This window comes from Rhodococcus sp. P14 (assembly GCF_000256505.1).
In the GTDB taxonomy this organism is placed as follows: Bacteria; Actinomycetota; Actinomycetes; order Mycobacteriales; family Mycobacteriaceae; genus Rhodococcus; species Rhodococcus ruber.
On record NZ_AJFC01000090.1, the window covers coordinates 1 to 5822 of the forward strand.

Sequence of the window (5822 nt, forward strand, 5' to 3'; positions counted from 1 at the left end):
CACGCCACCACCACCCGTGACATCTCCGTCGGCGCCGGCCTGAGCCCGGCCGCGCTGTACGTGCACTTCAAGTCCAAGGAGGAGGTGCTGTTCGAGGTCAGCCGCATCGGGCATCAGCACGTCCTCGACGCCGTCGTCGCCGCCGCCGCCTCCGCCACCGACCCGGCCGGCCGGATGCGGGCGATCGTGGACGGCTTCGTCCGCACCCACGCGGTGCACCACACCGTCTGCCGGGTGTCGCAGTACGAACTGCACGCCCTCACCCCGGAGCACTACCGGACGATCGCCGCGATCCGCCGCGACACCGATGCTGTGATCCGCGCCGAGATCGAGCACGGCATCGCGGCCGGGGCCTTCGCCGTCCGGGACGTGCCGACCACCGCCCTGGCGATCCTGTCGCTCGGCATCGACGTCGCCCGCTGGTACCAGCCCGGCCGCATCGACGTCGACGCCCTGGCCGGGAACTACGTCGAGCTCGTCCTCGGCATGCTCGGCGCGGGCACAATGCAGGGGTGACCGCACCAGCCACCGTCCTCGTCGTCGACGACGACGAGGACGTCCTGTCCTCCCTGCAGCGGGGGCTGCGCCTGTCCGGATTCGACGTGCTCACCGCCGCGACCGGGACACAGGCGCTCGAGGTCGTCGCGCGCCGGCGGCCGGACGCGATGGTGCTCGACATGAACATGCCGGTCCTCGACGGCACGGGGGTGGTCACCGCTCTGCGCTCGAACGGCAACGACATCCCGATCTGTGTGCTCAGCGCCCGCAGCACCGTCGGCGACCGCATCGCGGGACTCGAGTCCGGCGCCGACGACTACCTGACGAAGCCGTTCGTGCTCGCCGAGCTCGTGGCACGGATCCGGGCGATGCTGCGGCGCAGCGCGCCCGGCACCCCCGGCGCCGGCTCCGTCGTCCGGGCCGGCGGGCTCGAGCTCGACACCGCGGGCCGCCGGGCGCGCATCGACGGCACCGAGGTGGAGCTGACCAAGCGCGAGTTCGAACTGCTCGAGGTGCTCGCCCGCAACGCGGGCATCGTCCTGAGCCGCGACCGGCTGCTGGCCCTCGTGTGGGGCTACGACTTCGACGCGGACACCAACGTCGTCGACGTGTTCGTCGGGTACCTGCGCCGCAAACTCGAGGCCGGGGGGCGGCCGCGGCTGCTGCACACCGTGCGCGGGGTGGGCTTCGTGCTGCGGGATGCGGCGTGACGCACCGCTTCTCGCTGCGGGCGCGGGTCGCCGCGGCCACCGCGCTCGGCACCACGCTCGTCGTCGCGGTGCTGGGTGTGCTCGTCGCCCTGGCCATCACCCGGAACAACCTCGCGCAGCTCGACCGCCGCCTCGAGACGGCCACGCAGGTACTGGTCGCCAATGCCGGGACCGCCGGCCTGTTCCTGCCCGCGCTGGGTGACGCCGGAGCCTTCGCCGTCACCATCCGCACCGAATCCGGAGGGCTGCTCAGCAGCACCCCGACCGAACTACCCGCCCTCTCCCCCGGCGCCCACACCGTCGATCTCGGCGGCACCGCCTACCGGACGTACACCGCGCCGACCGACCGGCTGCCCTCGCTCCTGTCCGTCGCGGTGCCCTATGCCGAGGCGCAGGACATCACGACCGAGCAGCACCGGCAGCTCGCCGTCGCCGGTGCGATCGCCGTCGCGGTCGCGACGGCCCTCGGCTGGATCTTCGGGGGCCGCGCCGTGCGACCCCTGGTCGACCTCACCCGCCGGATCGTGGCCCGCGCACCCACCCTCGAGCCGCGGCGCTCCGGCATCCGCGAGGCCGACGAACTCGCTGCCGCAGCCGGCGACATGCTCAGCGACGTCGCCCGCGCCCAGGCCGCCACCGACGCCGCTCTCGCCACGGCGCGGGACTTCGCGGCCGCCGCCGCTCACGAGCTGCGGACCCCGCTGACCGCGATGCGCACCGACCTCGAGGTCCTCTCCACCCTGGACCCGGCCGGTGACGTCCTGAGCGCCGAGGAACGCACCGAGATCCTCGGCGACCTCACCCGGATGCAGAGCCGTGTCGAATCCACGCTCGACGACCTCGAGCGGCTCGCCCGCGGTGATCTGTCCACCTCGCGGGACTTCGTGCCCACCGACCCGGTGGAGATCTGCGACGCCGCGGCCGCCGACGCGACGAGCCGGCATCCCGGCGTGCAGATCGAGGTGGTCGGCGAGACGGGGCGCGAGATCCGGGCGCTGCCGAGCGGGCTGCGGCTCGTCGTCGACAATGCCGTGGCCAACTCGGTACGGCACGGCCGCGCCCGCCGGATCCGGCTGGCGGTCACCGCCGACGGCACCGACACCGTGCTCACCGTCGACGACGACGGCCGCGGGGTGCCGGCCGGGGAGCGCGGCGCGGTGTTCGAACGGTTCCGCCGGGGCAGCGGCGCCGCCCGGGGCGGTTCGGGGCTGGGCCTGGCGCTCGTGGCGCAGCAGGCGGCGTTGCACGGCGGTACGGCGCGGCTGGAGGAGAGCCCGCTCGGCGGGGCGCGGCTGACGGTGCGGTTCGCCGCGGGGTGACCGTATTCCACCCCTCGGGTCCCTACGACACGGGACGGGGCGGGCGCAGGATCGTATGCATCCCCTCCACCGATCCCAGGAGATCCGAATGTCGAAGAGCCGCAAGCTGATCGTCACCGCCGCGCTGATCGCCCTGCCCGTCTTCGGCGGCGCCGGGACGGCGGCCGCGTCCTCGGACCACCACGACGACCACGATCGCCACGACCGTCGCGACCGTGGTTGCGCGATCACGCATTTCGACCGGAACGGCAAATTCCTGCGCACCGAGTTCCGCAGCCCCGGGTCCCGGTTCGACGGGCGGATCTGCCGCAGCGACGATCAGTGGCACTTCCTCGACAGCGGCGACATCGCCCCCACTCCCTTCGTCCGGCACTGACCCACCGGGACCCCCGGATGCGACGGAGCCCCGCAGCGCGAAAAGCGGTGCGGGGCTCCGGCCGTGCGCAGACCTACTCGGTGCCGAGGAGGTCGATGACGAAGACGAGGGTCTTGCCGCCGAGCGGGTGCCCGGACCCGGCCGGACCGTAGGCGAGCTGCGGGGGCACCGTCAGCTTGCGGCGACCGCCGACCTTCATGCCGGGGATGCCCTCCTGCCAGCCGGGAATGAGGCGGCCGAGCGGGAACTTGACGGACTCGCCGCGGGCGAACGACGAGTCGAACACGTCGTTCGTGTCGTACTCGACGCCGTGGTAGTGCACGTCGACGACCGCACCGGGCTGCGCCTCGGTGCCGTCACCGACGGTGATGTCCTCGATCACGAGTTCGGCGGGAGCCGGCCCGGTGGCCGGTTCGATCTCCGGCACCTCGGGCTTGGCCTCCACGCCGAGCAGGTCGATGACGAACACCAGGGTCTTGCCGGCGAGGCGGTGCCCCGAACCGGCCGGGCCGTACGCCATCTCCGGCGGGATCGTCAGCTGACGGCGGCCACCGACCCGCATGCCGGGGATGCCCTCCTGCCAGCCGGCGATCAGGCCGCTGAGCGGGAAGGTGATGGACTCGCCCCGGCTCCACGACGAGTCGAACTCCTCGCCGGAGTCGAACTCGACGCCGACATAGTGGACCTCGACCTTGGCCCCGGGCGTCGCCTCGGCGCCGTCGCCGACGGTGAGGTCCTTGACGACCAGACCGGTCGGGGCGGGGCCTTCCTGGAATTCGATCTCGGGCTTGCTACTCATGTATCGGTCTTCCGGTAGGGGACGGGTCAGCGCGCGTCGATGCTGCTGTAGTCGCGCTCGGTGTAACCGGTGTAGATCTGCCGCGGGCGGCCGATCTTGAGGGTCGGGTCGGAGTGCATCTCGCGCCAGTGCGCGATCCAGCCCGGGAGGCGGCCGAGCGCGAACAGCACCGTGAACATCCGGGTGGGGAAGCCCATCGCCCGGTAGATCAGGCCGGTGTAGAAGTCGACGTTCGGGTACAGCTTGCGCTCGATGAAGTAGTCGTCGGTGAGCGCGGCCTCCTCGAGGGCCTGCGCGATCTGCAGCAGATCGTCGTCGCCACCCAGCTTGGCGAGCAGGCTGTCGGCGGTCTTCTTCACGATCGCCGCGCGCGGGTCGTAGTTCCGGTAGACGCGGTGTCCGAAGCCCATGAGCTTGACGCCGTCTTCCTTGTTCTTGACCTTGCGGACGAACTCCTTGACGTCGCCGCCGCCGGTCTTGATCGCGTCGAGCATCTCGAGCACGGCCTGGTTGGCGCCGCCGTGCAGCGGGCCCCACAGCGCGTTGATGCCGCCGGAGATCGAGGTGAACAGGTTGGCGTCGGACGAACCGACGAGGCGCACCGTGGAGGTCGAGCAGTTCTGCTCGTGGTCGGCGTGCAGGATCAGCAGCATGTCGAGGGCCTGGGCGATCTCGGGATCGACCTGGTACGGCTCGGCCGGGAAACCGAAGGTCATGCGCAGGAAGTTCTCGACCAGGTTCAGCGAGTTGTCCGGGTACAGGAACGGCTGGCCGACCGACTTCTTGTAGGCGTAGGCCGCGATGGTCGGCAGCTTGGCCATCAGCCGGATGGTGGACAGCTCCACCTGCTCCGGGTCGTCGGGATCGAGCGCATCCTGGTAGTACGCCGAGAGCGCGTTGACGGCGCTGGAGACGACGGGCATCGGGTGCGCGTTGCGCGGGAAGCCGTCGAAGAAGCGCTTGAGATCCTCGTGCAGCAGCGTGTGCCGGCGGATCTTGTCGGTGAAGACCTCGAGCTGCTCCGCGGTGGGCAGCTCGCCGTAGATCAGCAGGTAGCTGACCTCGATGAAGGTGGACTTCTCCGCCAGCTGCTCGATGGGGTATCCGCGGTAGCGCAGGATGCCTTTCTCCCCGTCGATGAAGGTGATGGCCGACGTGGTGGAGGCGGTGTTGACGAAACCGGGGTCAAGGGTGGTGTACCCGGTCTCTGCAAGGAGCTTGCCCAGCTCGATGCCGTCGTTGCCTTCCGTCGCCTTGGCGATAGACATTGTGTGCTCGCCACCGGGGTAGCTGAGGGTGGGTCGGGTGTCATTCTCAGCGGGCACGAAGGATCCCTCTCAAGCTCAGATCAACGCGATTCTTCCGAACATTCACGTAGAACCTAGCCCTTGCGCAGGCCATGTGCCCAGGGAGGGTCCGTCGAAGGTCCCCGATCGGGCCGGCGCGGCGCCGCGCCGCGCGCACGCCGGAGCGTCCGAATGCCCCCTCCGGCACGGCGCTCACCTGCGTCGATATTGCATATCACGTTCCCGCCGCCGGCGCGGTGAGCACCCGTCCGCGTGTCCGGGCAGCGGCGCACCGGCGGTGCAGGATCCCGTCCTGCGGACGGCGGTGCAGGATCCCGTCATGCGGACGGCAGGGCGGTCAGGCCCCACCGACCCGTCCACGTCTGCCCGGGTTGCAGCACGACGAGATCGATGCCGAGGTTGAAGGCGTCCGGCGGGCACGTCATCGGTTCGAGCGCCAGCGCCCGCCCCCGTCCCGGATACTCGAGTTCGGGGACGGCGCCGGCGGTGAACACCTGCAGCCAGCCGAACTCGCGCCCGGCCCACAACCGCACCCCCCGCCCGTCCGGGCCCCGCAGGTCGTGCCGGGACCGGCCGTCCACGTCCACGTCCAGCGCGCTGTACGGAAGGTCGAGCTCGACTCCGCGCAGCGGCCGCGGCGAGGTGAAGTCGAACTCGGTGCCCTCGACCGGCTGCGAGTACGCGTTCGGCAGTCCGCGCCCGGGATCGAGCGGCAGCCGGGTGCCGGCGGCCAGGCGGAGCGTGCACTCGTCGAGCGGCGCGGCGCCTGCCCGGACGTACGGATGCACGCCGAGCCCGAACGGCGAGGGGTAG

Annotated in this window: 7 protein-coding genes and 1 pseudogene; 4 read left to right on the top strand and 4 right to left on the bottom strand. The window is 71.3% G+C overall.

Going from position 1 to position 5822, the window contains the following annotated elements; all coding sequences use genetic code 11:
* The 4 genes from OEY_RS0106760 to OEY_RS0106775 all read left to right on the top strand — a co-directional run.
* Positions 1–516 (top strand): TetR/AcrR family transcriptional regulator (locus OEY_RS0106760; RefSeq protein WP_010593134.1); only part of this gene is annotated, 516 nt, incomplete at its 5' end.
* A complete protein-coding gene (locus OEY_RS0106765; protein ID WP_010593135.1) occupies positions 513–1208 on the top strand; it encodes a response regulator transcription factor in 696 nt (231 codons plus the stop codon). The genes OEY_RS0106760 and OEY_RS0106765, both read left to right, overlap by 4 nt.
* Positions 1205–2527: a sensor histidine kinase gene (locus OEY_RS0106770; protein ID WP_010593136.1), complete on the top strand. Its 1323-nt coding sequence runs from the start codon at positions 1205–1207 to the stop codon at positions 2525–2527. The genes OEY_RS0106765 and OEY_RS0106770 overlap by 4 nt, the downstream gene beginning before the upstream one ends.
* An 88-nt stretch (positions 2528–2615) precedes the next feature.
* Positions 2616–2903: a hypothetical protein gene (locus OEY_RS0106775; RefSeq protein ID WP_010593137.1), complete on the top strand. Its 288-nt coding sequence runs from the start codon at positions 2616–2618 to the stop codon at positions 2901–2903.
* 73 nt (positions 2904–2976) lie between these two features.
* On the opposite strand, the gene OEY_RS31130 is transcribed toward OEY_RS0106775, so the two are convergent.
* From OEY_RS31130 to OEY_RS0106790, 4 genes and pseudogenes are all read right to left on the bottom strand, one after another.
* Positions 2977–3330 (bottom strand): FKBP-type peptidyl-prolyl cis-trans isomerase, encoded by a 354-nt coding sequence (locus OEY_RS31130; protein WP_371851027.1) that lies wholly within the window; start codon positions 3328–3330, stop codon positions 2977–2979.
* Between the two features lie 21 nt (positions 3331–3351).
* Positions 3352–3702 (bottom strand): annotated as a pseudogene (locus OEY_RS31135) (FKBP-type peptidyl-prolyl cis-trans isomerase); the annotation flags it as partial.
* A gap of 26 nt (positions 3703–3728) precedes the next feature.
* On the bottom strand, positions 3729–5027 hold the full coding sequence (locus OEY_RS0106785) for a citrate synthase (RefSeq protein WP_010593139.1): 1299 nt from the start codon (positions 5025–5027) through the stop codon (positions 3729–3731).
* Between the two features lie 299 nt (positions 5028–5326).
* A partial coding sequence (locus tag OEY_RS0106790; protein ID WP_010593140.1) for an aldose epimerase family protein occupies positions 5327–5822 on the bottom strand: 496 nt, incomplete at its 5' end.

Coding starts and splice junctions, on each gene's coding strand:
- OEY_RS0106775 (WP_010593137.1), top strand. CDS start 2,616: ATGTCGAAGAGCCGCAAGCTGATCGTCACCGCCGCGCTGATCGCCCTG.